Here is a 16,006-nt window from a genome sequence, read left to right on the forward strand (position 1 = left end):
CCAGCCTAGTTACGCACCAGCTTTTCTGAACACACGTGTGCCCACCGTCACGGCCAGTCCCGCGAACGCGACCGCGACCAGCACCCCGTACAGCATCGCCGCGCTCGCGTACTCCCCGACGTACGCCGCCCGCACCGCGTCCACCAGGTAGCGGAACGGCATGAGGTGCGACAGCCCGTCCAGCCAGGCGGGTGCCAGCGCCATCGGCAGCATCAGGCCCGACAGCAGCATCGAGGGCATGGTCACGGCGTTGATGACCGGGCCGAACTCGTGAGGTGCCGAGACCTTCATCGCCAGCGCGTACGACAGCGAGGCCAGCGCCGTCGTCAGGACGGCGACGAAGCCGAAGCCGATGAGGACCCCGCCGAGCGGGGCCCGCAGGCCCATCGCGACCGCCGCCAGCACCAGCAGCACCGCCTGGAAGACGAGGAGCGCCGCGTCCCGCAGGACCCGCCCGAGCAGCAGGGCGAGGCGGCCGGCCGGCGTGACCCGCATCCGCTCCACCACCCCCGTCTGCTTCTCCACGACGATCGAGAAACCGGCGAACGACGCCCCGAAGAGCGCCAGCTGGAGCAGCAGCCCGGGGACGAGCACCTGCCACGAGTCGCCCTCCGTCCCGAGCGGCAGCCCGGTGAGCAGCGGCCCGAAGAAGAGCAGGTACAGCAGCGGCATCAGCACGCCGAAGAGCATGTGGAACTTGGAGCGCAGCGTCGCGCGGGCGTACCGCCCGAAGACGAGCGCGGTGTCGCGCGTCATGTCGTGTATCGAGTCGTGTATCGACAAGGCAGGCTCCTGGTTCTAGACCGCGAGGGGTGCGGGGTCGGCGGGCGCGGGGCGGCGCCCGGTGATGGCGAGGAAGGCGTCCTGGAGGGACGCGTCCGCCGAGCCGGCGTACCGCTCCTTGAGCTCCGCCGGGGTGCCCTCCGCGACCACCGCGCCCTTGTCGATGACGACGAGCCGGTCGGACAGCGCGTCCGCCTCGTCGAGGTAGTGGGTGGTGAGGAAGACGGTCGTGCCGTGCTCGGCGCGCAGCCGCCGCACCAGCCGCCACAGGTCCGCCCGGCTGCCGGGGTCGAGGCCGGTGGTCGGCTCGTCGAGGAAGAGCACCTCGGGGCGGTGGACGAGCCCGAGCGCGATGTCGAGCCGCCGCCGCTGGCCGCCGGAGAGGGCCGCGCACGGCCGGTCGAGCAGCCCGTCCAGGTCCAGGTCACGCGCGAGCTCCTCGGCCCGGGCGGCCGCTTCGGACTTGGACAGCCGGTAGAGGCGGCCCTGGGTGACGAGCTCCTCGCGTACCGAGATCTGCGGGTCGACGCCGCCGGACTGGGCGACGTACCCGATCTTCCTCCGTACGCCGGCGGGGTCGGTGGCCAGGTCGCAGCCGGCGACCGTGGCGGCGCCGCCGGTCGGCGGGAGCAGCGTGGTGAGCATCCGCAGGGTGGTGGTCTTGCCGGCTCCGTTGGGGCCGAGGAAGCCGAGGATCTCGCCGGACCGCACGGTCAGGTCGACGCCGCGCACGGCTTCGACGGGTCCGCGGCGGGTGCGGAAGGTGTGGGCCAGTCCGGCCGCGCTGATGATTGCCATGACCCCAGAAAAACAGAGCGACTTAAAAATTGCAATGACGCCAAGTTTTCAGCGGGACCAGGAAAGCTAGGATGGCGGCATGACGACGACCGGGGAGCCGAGCGGGGCGAGCGGGCCCAACGAGCCGACTGGGCCGAGCGGGCCGCGCGAGCCGAACGAGCCGCGCGAGGGGCTGAGGGAGCGCAAGAAGCGGCAGGCCAGGCGCCACATCTCCGATGTGGCCACGGGCCTGTTCCTGGAGCGCGGCTTCGACGCGGTGACGATCGCCGAGATCGCCCGGGCCGCCGACGTCTCCGTCAACACGGTTTACAACTACTTCCCCACCAAGGAGGACCTCTTCCTCGACCGGAGGGAGGGCCTCGTCGACCGGATCTCCCGGTGGGTCAGGGGCCGGCGCACGGGGGAGTCGGCCGCCGAGGCCGTCCTGCGCGAGCTGCGCGAGGCGGTGGAGGGCCTCTCCCACGCCGTCGGGCTCTTCCCGGGCTACGCCGACTTCATGCAGGTCATCCTGGACGCGGACGCCCTCCGCTCCCGCATGTGGGAGATGCAGGGCCAGATCCTGGAGCACCTGGAGCGCACCGTGCGGGAGGAGGCGGGCGCCGACGACACCGACCCCCGGCCCCAACTCGTCGCCGGCCAGCTGAACTGGCTGCACTCCACCCTCATGCGCTGGATCACGGCCCAGATGCTGCGCCGCCGCGACCCCGTCGAGGTCTCGCGCGAAGCCCTCGTCCTCCTCGACGAGATGGAGGAACTGCTGGGCGAGAAGGTGCTCGCCTACGCCGTGAAGCGGTAGGGGCGTCCCGCCCGGAGCCTCACCCGGCGGGCCGTATCAGTGTGATGTCCGTCATGTGAGACGTGACGCGCATCTCTTCGCCGCCACAGCGGCGCCGCCGGGCGCTAACCTCCCGCCGAAGGGCCGAAAAGTAAACAGGCGTTAAGGGGTAGAACGTGGCCAGGAAGCTCGCCGTCATCGGGGCCGGACTCATGGGATCCGGAATCGCGCAGGTCTCGGCCCAGGCGGGCTGGGAGGTCGTGCTGCGGGACGTCACCGACGCGGCCCTGACCCGCGGTACGGACGGCATCAAGGCGTCGTACGACAAGTTCGTCTCCAAGGGCAAGCTGGACGCCGCCGACGCCGAGGCCGCGCTCGCCCGGATCAGCACGACCACCGACCTCGACGCGGTCGCCGACGCCGACATCGTCGTCGAGGCGGTCTTCGAGAAGCTGGAGGTGAAGCACGACATCTTCCGTACGCTCGACAAGCTCGTACGCGACGACGCCGTCCTCGCCTCCAACACCTCCGCCATTCCGATCACCAAGATCGCCGCCGTGACGGAGCGCCCGGAGCGCGTCGTCGGCACGCACTTCTTCTCGCCCGTCCCGATGATGCAGCTGTGCGAGCTGGTGCGCGGCTACAAGACGAGCGACGAAACCCTCGCCACCGCGCGCGAGTTCGCCGAGTCCGTCGGCAAGACCTGCATCGTCGTCAACCGCGACGTCGCCGGGTTCGTGACGACCCGTCTCATCTCCGCGCTGGTCGTCGAGGCGGCGAAGCTGTACGAGTCGGGCGTCGCCTCCGCCGAGGACATCGACATCGCCTGCAAGCTCGGCTTCGGCCACGCCATGGGGCCGCTCGCCACCGCCGACCTGACGGGCGTCGACATCCTGCTGCACGCCACCGGCAACATCTACACCGAGACCCAGGACGAGAAGTTCGCGCCGCCGGAGCTGATGCGCCGGATGGTGGACGCCGGTGACATCGGTCGCAAGAGCGGGCAGGGCTTCTACAAGCACTGAGCCGTATCGGCGGTGACGCCATCACCCCGAGGGGTGAATTCGATATCGGTTCGCTTACAAGGCGCAACTGCTCCACCGGTACGGCAGTCAGTTGATGCATAGAAAGACCTGACGACCACAGCACCATCACCGCACGCACCACCACCGCACTCTCGGGGAGCGCATATGCATATCAGGGGCGACCACGCCGAGCTGGTCGTCGGGGGCCGCCTCGACGTCCGCAGCGCGGCGGACGCCCGTACGGTCCTGCACTCGGCCGTCGACGACGGCGCCGGCGACCTGGTGCTCGACCTGACCGGCCTCGACTCCTGGGACGCCACCGGACTCGGGGTCATCATGGGCGCTCACCGGCGTGCGGGCCGCTGCGGCCGCCGGCTGGTGCTGCGGGGCGTCCCGCCCCAGATGCAGCGCCTGCTGGTGGCCACCCGGCTGCACCGCATCCTCGCCATCGAGGGCGGTATCGCCGCCGAAACGTTGCCCCGCGTCTGAACCGCGTCTGAACCGGTCCGCACCGCGCCCGAACCGCGTCCCACATCGGGCAGGCCGTCGCAGGCCGCGGCGGTACACCACAAGCGCACAATCCTCACAAGACCGTGACGTCTTGGGCAGCACGGCACCCCCGCGCTTCCCCGATACTGGGCGAACGTCTAGGGTTCGGTCGCCTGCCGAACGACGGACCCACCGGCGGGCACCGGACCAGAAGCGACAGCGGCGTGCGGATCGGCCGGGAGGGGCTTCGGCGCGCACCGCTTTTGGGGGCACACACCATGAACCCGATGAACCGAGGGCCGGCTGAGTACGGCCACGACAACGATGACAACGAAACCGGCGGCGACGGTTCCCACCGCGCCCACGCGGCGTCCGGCGACGACGCGCCGCCGCGCGCGAGCGGCGCCGAACGCGGCGCCGAGCGGGGACTGCCGGCCGGCCCCGCCCGTACCGCCCAGATCGTCGCGGGCGACCTCCTGCTCACCGTCAACCCGATAGACGGCAGCGAGATCGAACCCTGTCCGCCCGGACGGCAGCCCGCACCACCGGGCCGCCGCACCGCCGAAGAGCGCGCCGATCGGGCCCGCGCGGCGGGCCCGCCCGTGCCCCCGGGCCCCGCCGCCCGCCATCTGACGCTGCTGGAGCGCCAGGAGGAGCGCGAACGGCTGGTACGGCTCCTCGCGCGCGGCCGCTCCGTCCGGCTGACCGGGCCCTTCGGCTCCGGCCGCACCGCGCTGCTCGACGCCGTCGCGGCCGACTGCGCCGACCTCGCCCCCGACGGTGTCGTACGGCTCAGCGGCCACCACCGCACGCCCACCGAGCTGCTCCACGAGCTCTTCGCCACCGTGTACCGCGCGCCCGGGCAGCGGCCCGACCGCGCGGGGCTGCTGGCCGGCGTACGGGAGATCGGCGCGGTCGTGGTCGTCGACGATCTCGACTTCGGCGGCGCCGCGCTGGACGAGCTGCTCGACGCCGCGCCCGAGTGCGCCTTCCTGCTCGCCACCACGCCCGACGTCGCCGCGCCCTCGCCCGACGCGCACCTCGAAGAGGTCTTCCTGAGCGGGCTCGGCCGAGGCTCCGTCCTCGAGCTGCTGGAGCGCGGCGTCGACCGGGCGCTCACCGACGACGAGGCGAACTGGGCGGGCGACCTCTGGTTCGAGTCCGAGGGCCTGCCTCTGCGCTTCGTCCAGGCCGGCGCCCTGCTGCGGCAGCGCGACGAGCTGCGCGCCGGTTCCGGTGCCGGCAGCGCCGACGCGGACGACGACGGCGACACGGAGCTCGCGGACGACGCGTCCGGCGACGCCGACGTCTTCGCCGGCATCCGTGACGTACCGCTGCCGACGCTCGCCGAAGGCGCCGCGCCCGCCGCGCTGCTCGCCTCCCGGCTCTCCGAGTCGGCGCGCGAGACCCTGCGCTTCGCGGTCGCGCTCGGCGGCGAGGTGCCGCACCAGGCGCACCTGCCGGCGCTGGTCGGCGACACCCACGCGGACGCCGCCCTCGCCGAGCTGCTCGGCTGCGGGCTGCTCACCCCGGTCGGCTCACGCCACCGGCTCGCCTCCGGAGTCCTCGCCCAGCTGACCCGGAGCGGGTACGACAAGGGCGCGGTCGCCCGCGCCCACACCGCCGCCCAGCACTACGCCTGGTGGGCCGCGCACCCGTCGGTCACCTCCGAGCGGGCGTGCGCCGAGGCGGACGCGGTGCTCGCCGCGATGGCCGCGCTGGTGCCCGGGGGAGAGGCCGGCCACGCGAGCGCGGCCGTGCTGCTGGCGCGCAGCGCGGCGCCCGCCTTCGCCGCCGGGCTGCACTGGGCCGCCTGGGAGCGGGCGCTGCGCACCGGCCAGGAGGCCGCCCGCATTTCGGGCGAAGTGGCCGAAGAGGCGTACTTCCACCATGAGTTGGGCGTCCTCGCGCTCTGCTCCGGGAACCTCGACCGGGCGCGCGCCGAACTGGAGGCGTCCATCGGCATGCGCGGCGCGCTCGCCGACAAGCGCGGTACGGTCGCCGGCCGCCGGGCCCTGGCGCTGGTCGTCGACCGCGAGCGCGGCGCGCTGTCCGGCGGGCGTACGGCGGCGGGCGAGGAGCTGCCCGGTGCACGGCGCGAGGGGCCGGCGACCCCGGCCGGCGGCGTACCGGCGACGTCCGGCGGTCTCGCGGCCCTTCCGTACCTGCCGGGCCTGTCGCACGAGACGCCCTCGGGCGGCCTGCGCAAGGACGGCCCCGGTGCGCCGGGCACGACGCCCGGTGGGCCTGGTGCGCGGCCGGGGCAGGCTCCCCTGGGCGCCGGGCCCCGCGCGTCCGCGCCCCACTCCCCGGCGTCCGGTCCTCCGGGGGCCGGTTCTTCGGGACCTGGCTCTTCGGGACCCGGTTTCGCGCGGCCCGGTGCTTCGCGCCTCGGTCTCTCCGGGCTCGGCGCATCGGCGCGGCGCACCCTGCTCACCGGCGCCCGGCGCAACCTCGTCGCGGCGAGCGCGGGCGCACTCCTCGCCGCCGTACTCGGCACGGTCGTCACGCTCGGCGCCACCTCGGGCGGCGAGGAGGACGAGGGCGGCTCGGGCCGCGTCACGTCCGACCAGCCGGCCACCGTGGACGACGGCAACGGCAGCGACGGCGGCTCGGACGCCGAGGAGCCCGGCCAGGACTCCACCCGCCACCCCGGCGGCGGCTCCACCGGAGGCTCCGGCGGAACCGGCGGTCCGGGCGGAAGCGGCGGCCCCGGCGCCTCCGCCCGGCCGGGCGAGTCGGGCTCGGCGGGCAACCCGACCGCGCCGGGCGGCGGCACGCCGTCCGCGACGACCGGCTCGACGTCGACGAGCGGCACCTCGCCGACGTCCGGCGGCAGCAGCTCCACGTCGACCGGCGGCAGCTCCTCACCCACCAGCACCGGCGGTGGCAGCTCCTCGCCGACCAGCACCGGCGGCAGCAGCGGCGCCCCCTCGCCGAGCACCTCCGGCGGCACCACCTCGCCGGCGCCGACCACGAGCGGCTCCACGACGGGCGAGACCAGCAGCAGCACGAGCGGTTCGACGACGGGCGACACCACGACCGGGGGCACGGCGGACGGCGGCGCCGGCAGCGGCGGCACCGACACCACGAGCGGCGGCGCGGGCGGCGGGACCACCGGCGGTGGCACCGACACCACCGGCGGCACGACCACCGACGGAGGCGCGCCCAGCGGTTCCTGAGACGCGGGGTACGCGGAAGGCCCCGGGCGACGAGTTCACTCGCCCGGGGCCTTCCGCGTACCGCTGATCAAACGGCTCAGAACAGCCGCAGCTTGTCGTCCTCGATGCCGCGCAGCGCGTTGTAGTCCAGCACCACGCACGCGATCCCGCGGTCCGTCGCCAGCACGCGCGCCTGCGGCTTGATCTCCTGCGCGGCGAAGACGCCCCGCACCGGTGCCAGGTGCGGGTCGCGGTTGAGCAGCTCCAGGTAGCGCGTGAGCTGCTCCACGCCGTCGATCTCGCCGCGCCGCTTGATCTCCACGGCGACCGTGGCACCGTCCGCGTCGCGGCAGAGGATGTCCACGGGACCGATGGCCGTCGGGTATTCGCGCCGGATCAGCGAATAACCGTCCCCCAATGTCTCGATCCTGTCGGCGAGGAGCTCCTGGAGGTGCGCTTCCACGCCGTCCTTGATGAGGCCGGGGTCGACCCCGAGCTCGTGCGACGAGTCGTGGAGGATCTCCTCCATCGTGATGATCAGTTTCTCGCCCGCTTTGTTCACGACCGTCCACACGCTGTCATCACCCTCCTTGAGGGTGCACGGCGGCGACATCCAGTTGAGCGGTTTGTACGCCCGGTCGTCCGCGTGGATGGAGACGCTGCCGTCTGCCTTGACGAGGATCAGACGGGGGGCGGAGGGCAGGTGGGCGGTGAGCCGGCCCGCGTAGTCCACGGAGCAGCGGGCGATGACGAGACGCATGGTGCGCAACGCTACAAGACACCCGCTCTTCCGCGCGATTCGGTCCTAAACCCCCGTACGTACATGGCCGGTTGTGACCCCATTCTCCTGGTGCGCTCCGGACAGCGCGCTTACCGTGGACGCGGGAGGTTGTCGCCCGGGCACTCTGCGTGGCGTACGGGGGCGTCCTCCTTCCCTGCCCGTAAGACCTCGGTTCCTTCCGGGGTCGCGAGAGGAGAACCCATGTCGCTCGACGTCTCACCGGCGCTGTTGGAACAGGCCGAGCGAGGCGAGGTCGACGAAGCCGACTTCGTCGACTGCGTCCGGACCTCCCTGCCCTACGCATGGGAGATGATCAGCTCGCTGGTGGCCCAGCTGAAGGTGGACGGCGGAGCGTTCGCCGACAACCAGACGCCGCCGCCGGACGAGCAGGCACGCGGGCAGCTGCTGCGTGCGCTCGCGAGTGACGCGATCCGGGGTGCGCTCCAGCGGCACTTCGGGGTCCGTCTGGCGTTCCAGAACTGCCACCGCGTCGCGGTGTTCCCGCTGGACTCCTCGGTGGACGAGCGGTACACCCGCTTCACTTCCGTACGGGCCCAGCTGCTGAACCAGTCGCCCGAACTGCGCGACTGCTGAGCCCGTGCTGCCGCTCCGCATCGCGGGAGGCGCGCCTCGCGCCGGGGCGGCAGCACCGACGTCGTCACCCTCAGGTGACCAGGGGCAGGACCTCCGCTCCCAGCCGCCGTACGTTCTCCTCCGTGGCCAGGATGTCCCCCGAGCCCTCGGCGAGCAGCGCGAAGCGGGTGATGCCCGTCCGCTCCGACGTCGCCGCGAGCCGGTCCGCCGCCCCCTTGGCCGTCCCCACCGGGTGCAGCCCGCACAGCAGCTCCGTGTACGCGACGGGGTCGCGCATCGCGCGGTGCCGCCCGTCGACCGTCACATGGGCGTCAAGCCCCTGCTTCAGCCAGCCGGGCATCGCCTTCAGCAGCGCCTGCGCCGCGTCCGCCGCGCGGTCCGCGATCTGCGCCACGCCCGCCGAGACGTGCCCGGCGGCGGCGCGCGCGATCACTTCGGGAGGGTGCCCGGCGGCGCGCGCCTCCGCCCGCCACAGCGCGACCATCTCCGCCTTCTCCTCGTCGCCGCAGTGCATGCCGAGCAGCATCGGCAGCGCCCGCTCGGCGGCCAGCCGTACGCTCGCGGGCGAGGTGCACGCGAGGACGGTCTCCGGGACGGGAGCGCCGTCGATCAGCTCGTCGGCCCTCGGTACGACGGCGACCTCGCGGAACCGGTGGCGCGGGCCCTCGGCCCCCACGCGCGGCTCGCGCAGCCAGCGCAGCAGCAGGTCCAGCGACTCCGGGAAGTCCCGCTCGTACGCCGCGAGGCCCGCGCCGAATACCTCCAGGTCGACCCAGGGCCCGCCCCGGCCGACGCCGAGCGTGAACCGGCCCCCGGAGGTGACGTGCAGCAGCGCCGCCTGCTCGCCGAGCGTGACGGGGTGGGTGGTCGGCAGGACGCTGACCGCCGTGCCGACGCGGATCCGGCGGGTGCGGCCCAGCAGCAGCGCGGCGAGGGTGACGGCCGAGGGGCACACGCCGTACGGCACGAAGTGGTGCTCGGCGAGCCACACCGAGTCCAGCCCGGCCTCCTCGGCGACCTCGGCGGAGCGGATCGCGCGGTGCAGCGTCTCGCCCTGGCCCTGGCCGGGAAATTGGGCGGCCAGTACAAAAGTTCCCACACGCATCGCCTCATGCCTCCTCGAGTCGAGTGACCGACGCGGCTCCCCTCACGGGCAACAACGTCTGGCAGGTGCCAAAGGCAACGGCCAGGGGGCAAGTTGTTCTGATTTTCCGCTAACTGCCGCTCTCGTATGCTGGACCGGCCCTGTCAGCGCCCGCCAAGTGAGGTGTCCCGTGTCTCCGCGCCGCAACCGCCCCCGTGGCGGCGAGAAGCCGAACGACCGCGCCACCGAGACGGGCGACCGGTACGGCGGCTTCCAGCGCAGCGAGAACTGGCAGGGCGAGGAGTGGGCCGTCCGGCAGGTGGCCGGCGCGAGCGCCGCGGGCAAGCGCTACCGGTGCCCCGGCTGCGACCAGGAGATCCCCTCCGGCGTCCCGCACGTGGTGGCGTGGCCGTCGTCGTACGGCGGTGGCGTGGAGGACCGGCGCCACTGGCACAAGGCGTGCTGGAACGCGAAGGACCGCCGCACCACGCGGGTGCAGCGGTCCCGTAACGCGCCCCGGTACTAGACGTCCCGCTTGTCCATCGACAGGGCGGCGCCGGCCATGGCCACCGCGGTCACACCCAGCATGATCCACAGCGGCTCCCAGCCGGACGGGCCGGTCTGGGTGACGGCGTTGTCGTAGAGGACGCCGAGCTGGCTCGGGATCGAGTACTCGAAGAGGGCCTGCCGCACGTCCTGGAGCGACTCCGCGACCATGAACAGCGCCAGGACCAGGGGCAGCAGGACCAGGCCCAGCATGACGGTGATCGCGCCGGCCGAGTGGCGCAGCAGCGCGCCGACGGCGAGCGACAGCAGGCCGAGCGTCGCCACGTACAGACCGACGCCGACGGTGGCGCGGAACCAGTCCTCGCCGGTCGACGTCCCCGAGTCGACGATCGCGCTCTGGATCGCGCCGACGAGCGCGGCGACGGTGGTGGTGACCAGGAAGACGACCAGGAAGAAGACGATCGACTTCGCGGCGAGCACCCGTACGCGGCTGGGGCACGCGGTCAGGGTCGTACGGATCATGCCGGTGCCGTACTCGGACGAGATGGTCAGCACGCCCAGCGTGATCACGCAGATCGAGCCCAGCAGCACGCCGAAGAAGCCGAGCGGAAGCACGGACTCGCCTTCGAGGTCCGTGTTGGTGCCGGCGACGGCGAAGGCGGAGAGCAGGCCGATGCCGATCATTAGCAGGATCATCACGCCGAGCGTCCACATCGTGGACCGCACCGACCGGATTTTGGTCCACTCGGAGGCGAGCGCGTCCCCGAGGTGGGCGCGGCGGGCGGGGATGGGGGAGCTGTAGGAGTACGGCGGGGTGGTCATCGGGCGTCCTCGGGGTCGCTCTTGGTCAGGGAGGCCGGGGCGGGCGGCTGCGCGGGCGGTACGGGCGGGGCGGCGGGCGCGGGCGGTGCCGCCTGGGGAGCCGGAGCGCCCGGGGCCGGGGCGCCGCCCGCGTACGGGTTCTGTCCGGGCGGCGGCGGGGCGTACCAGCCCTGCTGCGGCACCTCGGGGACGACCTGCTGCGGCGGCATGTATCCCATGGGGTCCGGCTGCTGCATCAGCCCGGAGCGCTGGTCGATGGTGGAGCGGTAGTCCACGGCGCCCTGCGTGAGCCGCATGTACGCCTCCTCCAGAGAGGCCTGGTGCGGCGACAGCTCCCACAGCCGTACGTCCGCGCCGTGCGCGAGGTCGCTGATGCGCGGCAGCGGCAGCCCGGTCACGCGCAGGGCGCCGTCCGGCTCCGACATGACCTGCCCGCCGGCCTCGGCGAGCACGCCCATCAGCTTGTCCCGCTGCGCGGGCTCCGTCTGCGGCGTACGCACCCGCGCGAAGTCGGCGGAGTTGGCCGAAATGAAGTCCTTGACGCTCATGTCGGCGAGCAGCTGGCCGCGCCCGATCACGATCAGGTGCTCGGCGGTCAGCGCCATCTCGCTCATCAGGTGCGACGACACGAAGACGGTCCGGCCCTCGGCGGCGAGCGCCTTCATCAGGTTGCGCACCCAGAGGATGCCCTCGGGGTCCAGACCGTTGACGGGCTCGTCGAAGAGCAGCACCTGCGGGTCGCCGAGCAGCGCGGCCGCGATGCCGAGCCGCTGCCCCATGCCGAGCGAGAAGCCCTTCGACCGCTTCTTCGCCACGTCCTGGAGCCCGACGACGCCGAGCACCTCGTCGACCCGCCGCGCCGGGATCCCGGCGAGCTGGGCCAGCGACAACAGGTGGTTGCGCGCGCTGCGCCCGCCGTGGACGGCCTTGGCGTCGAGCAGCGCGCCGACCTGCCGGGGCGCGTTCGGCAGCTTGCGGAAGGGGTGCCCGCCGATGGTGACGTGGCCGGCCGTCGGCTGGTCCAGGCCCAGGATCATGCGCATGGTCGTCGACTTCCCGGAGCCGTTGGGCCCCAGGAAGCCGGTGACGGTGCCGGGCCGCACCTGGAAGGAAAGGTTGTACACGGCCGTCTTGGCGCCGTAGCGCTTCGTCAGGCCGACTGCCTCGATCATTCTCCAGCCCCATCGACAGGTCAGGTCATGTCAGGGCACGTGGCCCCCGTAAGAGGTAAGAGCGTATCGAGCGCTTGACGGTTCCGGCCAAGCCGTAAAAACCGGCCCGGCACCGAGGCGGCCCCGCATCGAAAGGGCCCCGCACCGCGCGGTAGGCGCGACGGCGCGGGGCCCGGGGGGCCGGGGGTGCCGGAGGTCACCTCACCCGAGGGCGGAGTGTCCGGTCCAGCTGGTGCCGACGGAGCTGTTGATGACGTTGAACACCGTGGTGCTGGTCAGCGCGGCGGTCCGGCTGCCCGGGTAGACCGAGGCGTTGCCATTGGAGAACACGGCCCACACGTCGGGGACCCCGTCACCGCTGACGTCGGGCGTACCGATCACGAACGGGATCGCGGTCGACGCCCAGCCCGACGAGCCGTACTGGACGTCGAGGCCGCCGGTGGACGCCGCCTGCGTGGCGAACGAAGCCGGATCGGTGCCGGTGGTGCCGGCCTTCAGCTTGCCCTTGCGGAGGTAGAGCCGGCCCGAGGTGTCCGTCCGGTAGACCATGTCCAGCGCCGTGTCCCCGTCGATGCGGTCGACCTGGACGATCGTCCGCGGACCCCAGTCGTCACCGCTGAGCTGGGCCGCCGAAGTGAAGCTGGAGCCGGTGTAGCCGGTGAACGACCACAGCGTGGATCCGCTGAGCGCCATCATGTCGGGCAGGCCGTCGCCCGAGACGTCGCTGATCGACGTGATCTGCCGGAAGGAGCTCGGCGCCGGAGCTCCGGCGGGCATCAGCACCTCCTGGCGCTTGGTGACGTCGAAGCTGCCGTACCCGTCGCCGGGGTAGACGTACAGCTTGCCGTCCGGCATCCGGGCGAGCAGGTCCTGCACCCCGTCACCGGGGGCCCAGTCGCCGTTGTGCGTGATCAGCGCCCCGCTCCAGTAGCCGTCCGGCAGCGGCGTGGACTTGCCCTGCGCCGTGGTGTACGCGGCGGGCATGGGCAGGTGCAGGCGGTCGGTGCCCTTCGACTTCGCCCAGAGCTGCAGGTTGCCGTCGGGGTCGATGGTGTAGACGTCGGCCACGCCGTCGCCCGTCACGTCACCGGGGGAGTCGGCGTCCGGCTTGGGGGTCACGTAGAAGAGGTACTTCGTGGGCGAGGAGACGTTGCCGGCGAGGTCCACAGTGCGGACGTACAGCACGCTGGGGCCCGCGTGGGGCGGCGTGATCGCGGGGTACGAGTAGTTCGCCCGGCTCGGGTTGGGCAGCGCCGACATGCTGAAGGACGTGTCGAAGCTGTACTGGTACTCCTTGATGTCCGTGGTGCCGTTGGGCGAGAACTCGACCAGGCCGGACGTCCCGAAGGTCACGGTGGACCAGACGTCGCCGTTCTCGCCGGGGGGCGGGAAGACGGTGGACGTGACGCCGGGGCTGTTCGGGGCGGTGGAGTCGTACTTGAAGCCGCACTGGGCCGTACCGGGCGCCCAGGCGCTGCCCGCGCCGGAGGCGTCGATGCCCCGGACGCGCCAGGTGTAGGTCTGCCCGTTCACGAACTTGCTGGCGGCCACGATGACGCTGGCCCGGCCCGTCGAGTCCACGGTCCTGACGCTGTCGACGATCTTCGTGGTGGTCCCGGCGACGAAGGCCTCGAAGTGCAGGCTCCTCAGATCACCGTCGGGGTCGGAGCCGACGGCCGTGAACGTCACGTCGCTCTTGCCGACCGCCGGGTACGGGCTGGTGGTGTCGCAGCCGGAGCCGGGGCTCATGGAAAGCTTTGTCGGCAGGTTGGGCTTGCGGTTGTAGACGATCGTGATCTTCGGCGCGGATTCGCCCTCGGCCTTGAACTTCTTCCAGGAGTACGAGGAGGACTCGTTGGTGGCGTAGAGGCCGATCGTCAGGTTCGTCCAGCCGCCGTTGGCGGCCGCCTGGGCGACGGGCTTGGCGTCGTACGTCACGTACGCGTCCGGGCAGGCGGAACTCCAGCCGTGCGCGAAGGACTTGGCGCCGATGAGCTCCTTGGTGCCCGTGTCCGGCGGGTTGTTCCACGTGGTGGACGAGGAGATGGAGCCGGTGCGGTAGATCTTCATCTCGCGCGCGTCGCAGGACCAGGCGTACGTCTCCAGCAGCCGGATGGAGGCGGAGCTGACGGTCGCCCCCTTGAAGCTGGTGGTCCAGCCCAGGCGGAAGAAGGACCGCGACAGACCGCCGGTCGTCGACTCGTAGCCCACGCGCGCCTCGGTGGTGCCCGAGCCGTAGTTAGCCCCGTCGTAGAAGCTGGAGCTGGGGTACTTGGCGTAGATGGTCGTCCAGTTCGTCGTCTTCCCGGTGATGGAGGGGTCGACGAAGGCCGGCCAGACCGTCTCCTTGCCGCTCAGCAGCGAGGCGTCCGGCGTGACCGTCAGGGTGGCGGACCCGCTGCCGTCGCCCTCCAGCCCCGCCTTGCCCACGGCGGTGTGGGCGCCGTCCTCGGGCCCGGAGAGGCCGGGCAGCCCGAAGACCGGCGCGGCCTCCTCCGTACCCGGCTTCGGCTTCGCGGCGGAGTCCCACATGTACGGGGTGGGGGAGACGCCGATCTCCGCCCCCTTGTCGTCCTTGGCGGACACCACGTGGGTGGTCGGGTCGAGGTGGAACGTCAGGTCGGGCGAGGTCAGCCGGTAGGAGACCTTCTTCGCCTGGAGGGCCGCCGCCGCCTTTGCGTCGCGTACGACGAGCACGTGGTTGAAGCCGCTCGCCCGGGCGGTGAGGACGAGGTCCACGCCGTCGAGCACCTCGCGGTACAGCGCGTTCGGCCCGTTGACCTCCGGCTCGGGGAGCGCGCCGGGCCAGCCGACGGTGATCTGGTGCCCGTCGGAGGTGAAGGTGACCAGGTCGGTGTACGAGCCGGCCGTCCCGGCAGCCGGTATCCGGCCGGCGGACGCGGTACGGGACACCGTGAGCGGCGCCCGCCCCGTCCCGGCCGCCCGGTCGGCGCGGTCACCGCTCCGGTCGCCGCCCGCGTGGAAGACCACCGGGTCGGTCGTCGCCTTGGGGGTCCAGCCGTTCTTCGTCCGCTTCAGCGTCGTGTCGATCGGTTTCCACGCGCCGTCCACCTTGGCGCGCACGGGCGCCGCGTGGGCGGTCAGCTCGAACGAGCCGTTCGGCAGCGCGTACGTCGTGGAGGTCTCGTCGGTCAGAGCGGTGACTTCCACGCGCTTGCCGCTGCTGCGGGCCTTCTTCTGCGCGGCGCTCTCGTCGAGCGGTCCGGCGGCCTTCGCGGGCGTACGGCCCTCGGTGGTGGTGTCCGGCTCCCCCCACGGGGACAGCAGCGTCACACCGAGGGCGGCGGCGACGACTGCCGCCACTCCCGCCGTGGTGCGCCGGGGCAGAGCCCGGATGAGACGACGACGTTCCACGGTGCTGGGTTCCCTCCCTGAACGGCTGCCCGTACCCGGACCCGACTGCCGAGCGGTGACGCCGCGTCAGTGCGGCTGCGGGCATGCGGATGCCGTTGCCGTGATGTCCCGGGGGGCGAGGCAGAAGCATGACCGATGGACCACATGACCTCCACACATGTGGTCATGGCGTGATCCAGGCCATGAGCCGGATGTGCACGGAAAGGGAACCGCCAGTCGTGGCCGGACGTCAATTGGGTAGGTGCCGATCGCGGGACGGATGCACGGCACAAATCAGGTCTTTAGCGCGTGAATACGGCCGCGCGACGGGGAATTCCTTACGGCTTGCACCGAAAGTCACTTTTTCGCTGATCATCCAGTGAAGCAACGTCCGGTCCTCGTCTGGACGGCCTCCCACCTGCTTGATCAACAGGGCCCCTATTTGCCGCGTGGGCCAAATCACGCCGCTGTGGCGGAGATTTGACGGCGTGTGGATTGTGGCTGAGCATTCGCTGCATCAAATCTCCTCAGCACCCGCCCGTTTGTCGTGCGCGTTCTGGGAGCGCTTCGACATGTGTGGGGGGCCGCGGCCGTCGTGTGGGGATCGCTTTCATGGACCGGCCGGGGGAGTCTCCCCGGCTCAAGAGCCGAAAGGCGCAGA

13 protein-coding genes are annotated in these 16,006 nt (G+C 72.2%); 6 read left to right on the forward strand and 7 right to left on the reverse strand.

The window, feature by feature from the left end; genetic code table 11:
• Window positions 1-9: 9 nt before the first annotated feature.
• On the reverse strand, window positions 10-756 hold the full coding sequence (locus ACIRNI_RS01130; protein WP_403547206.1) for an ABC transporter permease: 747 nt from the start codon (window positions 754-756) through the stop codon (window positions 10-12).
• A 42-nt stretch (window positions 757-798) separates the two neighbouring features.
• Complete coding sequence (locus tag ACIRNI_RS01135; protein ID WP_403547208.1) at window positions 799-1,581, reverse strand: ABC transporter ATP-binding protein; 783 nt, start codon at window positions 1,579-1,581, stop codon at window positions 799-801.
• A 79-nt stretch (window positions 1,582-1,660) separates the two neighbouring features.
• Here ACIRNI_RS01135 and ACIRNI_RS01140 point away from each other — a divergent pair, with 79 nt between their 5' ends.
• The 4 genes from ACIRNI_RS01140 to ACIRNI_RS01155 all read left to right on the forward strand — a co-directional run bounded on the left by ACIRNI_RS01140 (window position 1,661) and on the right by ACIRNI_RS01155 (window position 7,052).
• Window positions 1,661-2,377 (forward strand): TetR/AcrR family transcriptional regulator, encoded by a 717-nt coding sequence (locus ACIRNI_RS01140; RefSeq protein ID WP_403547210.1) that lies wholly within the window; start codon window positions 1,661-1,663, stop codon window positions 2,375-2,377.
• Between the two features lie 155 nt (window positions 2,378-2,532).
• Entirely contained in the window at window positions 2,533-3,381 is an 849-nt protein-coding gene (locus ACIRNI_RS01145) for a 3-hydroxyacyl-CoA dehydrogenase family protein (RefSeq protein ID WP_355362841.1), read from the forward strand.
• A 165-nt stretch (window positions 3,382-3,546) separates the two neighbouring features.
• Window positions 3,547-3,870 (forward strand): STAS domain-containing protein, encoded by a 324-nt coding sequence (locus ACIRNI_RS01150; protein WP_031073773.1) that lies wholly within the window; start codon window positions 3,547-3,549, stop codon window positions 3,868-3,870.
• Between the two features lie 278 nt (window positions 3,871-4,148).
• Complete coding sequence (locus ACIRNI_RS01155; protein WP_403547212.1) at window positions 4,149-7,052, forward strand: ATP-binding protein; 2,904 nt, start codon at window positions 4,149-4,151, stop codon at window positions 7,050-7,052.
• A gap of 76 nt (window positions 7,053-7,128) precedes the next feature.
• Here ACIRNI_RS01155 and nucS read toward each other — a convergent pair whose 3' ends face one another.
• Window positions 7,129-7,791: an endonuclease NucS gene (gene nucS, locus ACIRNI_RS01160; protein ID WP_403547214.1), complete on the reverse strand. Its 663-nt coding sequence runs from the start codon at window positions 7,789-7,791 to the stop codon at window positions 7,129-7,131.
• 222 nt (window positions 7,792-8,013) lie between these two features.
• Between nucS and ACIRNI_RS01165 the strand changes: the two genes are divergently transcribed.
• Entirely contained in the window at window positions 8,014-8,406 is a 393-nt protein-coding gene (locus ACIRNI_RS01165; RefSeq protein ID WP_031073764.1) for an SCO5389 family protein, read from the forward strand.
• 70 nt (window positions 8,407-8,476) lie between these two features.
• On the opposite strand, the gene ACIRNI_RS01170 is transcribed toward ACIRNI_RS01165, so the two are convergent.
• The gene (locus ACIRNI_RS01170; protein ID WP_403547216.1) at window positions 8,477-9,511 is read right to left on the reverse strand and encodes an LLM class flavin-dependent oxidoreductase; all 1,035 of its coding nucleotides are present in this window, start codon (window positions 9,509-9,511) and stop codon (window positions 8,477-8,479) included.
• Between the two features lie 169 nt (window positions 9,512-9,680).
• On the opposite strand from ACIRNI_RS01170, the gene ACIRNI_RS01175 reads away from it, so the two are divergent.
• Complete coding sequence (locus ACIRNI_RS01175; RefSeq protein WP_403547218.1) at window positions 9,681-10,016, forward strand: ATP/GTP-binding protein; 336 nt, start codon at window positions 9,681-9,683, stop codon at window positions 10,014-10,016.
• Here the strand turns inward: ACIRNI_RS01175 and ACIRNI_RS01180 are convergent.
• From ACIRNI_RS01180 to ACIRNI_RS01190, 3 genes are all read right to left on the reverse strand, one after another.
• The gene (locus tag ACIRNI_RS01180; RefSeq protein ID WP_403547220.1) at window positions 10,013-10,819 is read right to left on the reverse strand and encodes an ABC transporter permease subunit; all 807 of its coding nucleotides are present in this window, start codon (window positions 10,817-10,819) and stop codon (window positions 10,013-10,015) included. The genes ACIRNI_RS01175 and ACIRNI_RS01180 overlap by 4 nt on opposite strands.
• Window positions 10,816-11,991, reverse strand: coding sequence for an ABC transporter ATP-binding protein (locus tag ACIRNI_RS01185; RefSeq protein WP_403547222.1), 1,176 nt, complete (start codon window positions 11,989-11,991; stop codon window positions 10,816-10,818). Before ACIRNI_RS01185 ends, ACIRNI_RS01180 begins: the two co-directional genes overlap by 4 nt.
• Before the next feature lie 201 nt (window positions 11,992-12,192).
• Entirely contained in the window at window positions 12,193-15,366 is a 3,174-nt protein-coding gene (locus ACIRNI_RS01190) for a DNRLRE domain-containing protein (protein ID WP_403547224.1), read from the reverse strand.
• Window positions 15,367-16,006: the final 640 nt, after the last annotated feature.

This window comes from Streptomyces sp. NPDC093546 (assembly GCF_044765045.1).
In the GTDB taxonomy this organism is placed as follows: domain Bacteria; phylum Actinomycetota; class Actinomycetes; order Streptomycetales; family Streptomycetaceae; genus Streptomyces.